The sequence below is a fragment of the Pelovirga sp. genome, assembly GCF_059864205.1.
Map to the genome: position 1 here is coordinate 1 of NZ_JCBCBS010000103.1, position 1897 is coordinate 1897.

At 56.2% G+C, this 1897-nt stretch carries 1 protein-coding gene and 1 pseudogene; both read left to right on the forward strand.

All coding sequences use genetic code 11. From position 1 onward, the window contains the following. Positions 1-1351, forward strand: a 1351-nt coding sequence (locus tag AC6F7T_RS06730) for a restriction endonuclease (RefSeq protein ID WP_500717239.1), incomplete at its 5' end; no start/stop codon positions are given. Continuing rightward, positions 1344-1897, forward strand: a pseudogene (locus AC6F7T_RS06735) (hypothetical protein); the annotation flags it as partial. The gene AC6F7T_RS06730 and the pseudogene AC6F7T_RS06735, both read left to right, overlap by 8 nt.

Sequence of the window (1897 nt, forward strand, 5' to 3'; positions counted from 1 at the left end):
TGAATACACTGATAACGAACGCTCGATGATCGGCAACAAAGAGCTGTTCGATCTGATCCTGCGCGACAAGAACCAGCTGCTGGCCCTCGACAACCCGGTCGAGTTCATCTTTTCCCACTCGGCCCTCGGCGTCGGCTGGGACAACCCCAATATCTTCAATATCGCCACCCTCAATAATTCCTACAGCGAAATCAAGAAGCGTCAAGAGATTGGTCGAGGGCTGCGCATCTGCGTCAACAGTAATGGTAATCGAGTCTATGATCCGCCCGAGGTGGACGAAGAGGATGAAGTCAACCTGTTGACCGTCATCCCCAATGAAACCTACGAAACCTTTGTCACCCAGTACCAGCAGGAGATTGTCGATATCTACGGTACGGCCGCCGCCGGTGCCGAAACCCGCCACAAGCACAAGGGGCAGGACCGCTCGCGAAAAACCCTGAAGCGTAACGAAGCCCATTTCAACAGCCCGGCCTTCCGCGAGTTCTGGCGGCGGCTCAGCAAGCGAACCGATTACACCGTGGCGTTTAATGAAGAAGCTCTGGTGACACGGGCCGCCGAAGCTCTCAACCTGATCACTACCCGTGAATACGAGGCTGAAATCACCCTTGACCGGATTACCAGTCTTGAACAGGCTGGCGTCGTGCGCGAGCGCATCGGCAGCGAAACCGCCCGGCTCAAGGCGCACTTTGCGCCCTTGGATCTGGTCGAGGAATTGAGTGAGAACACCGCGCTGGCGTACCCGACGGTGTTTAAGATCGTTTCACGGCTGACCAACTTCGACGCTCTGGTGCGCAACCCGCCGCTCTTTTTACAGGAGGCGACAATTCAAATCCGCCGCATCGAGCTCGATGAAATGCTGCGCCAACTCACCTACACCCCGAGCGGTCAAAGTTTTCCGATTGCGGATTTTGAAGCCCAGCTGGTCCGCCACAGCGATCGCATCCAAGCGACGCCAAAACGAGGGCTTTATGACGGCATCGTTTTTGATAGCGACATCGAAAAAGCCTTTGCCGCCACTGCCGATGGCGACCCCGAAGTGGTCTGTTTTCTCAAGCTTCCGGCCTTTTACAGCATCGCGACACCCATCGGTCCGTACAACCCCGACTTCGGCGTGGTGCTGAAAAAAGGCGGAATTCGCGGCGAAAATGACGACTATTATTTTGTCATCGAAACCAAGGGGACTAACGACCTTGGCGATACCAAGGCGCTGACCGACAGCGAGATCTACAAGATCAAGTGTGCCATTCAGCACTTTGCCGCCCTCGGTATCGAAGCGCGGGTCAACTACCATGCGCCGATCAAGGATTACCGGATCTTCAAGCAGCAAGCAGAGGAAACCATAAATGACTGACATCAACGACCTGATGCCCAATACCCCCGATCTCAACCGGGAACGCCTTGAACAACTCAAGCGGCTGATGCCCGATCTGTTCACTGCTGATGACCGGCTCGATCTCGAAGAGCTGAAACGGCTGTTTGACCCCAATTTGGTGACCGACAGTGAAAAGTTCGAGTTCCGCTGGTTCGGCAAGGCCGACGCCAAGCGTCGCGCCTTTACCCCGACCACCGCCGCGCTGCAATACGACGCCGCCCGTTCGGTCAACCCCGAGGTCGCCGACGGCAACATGATCATCGAAGGGGAAAACCTCGAAGTGCTCAAGTGTCTGTTGTCGGCCTACCGCGAAAAGATCAAGTGCATCTACATCGACCCGCCATACAACACCGGCAACGATTTTGTCTACAGCGACAACTACAGCGAACAGCGCAAGGCCTACTGGGAGCAGACCGGCGTCACCGAAGACGGCGTCAAGGTCGATACCAACAGCGAAAGCGCCGGGCGCTATCATTCCAACTGGCTCAACATGATGTACCCCCGCCTACTGGCGGCGCGGCAGTT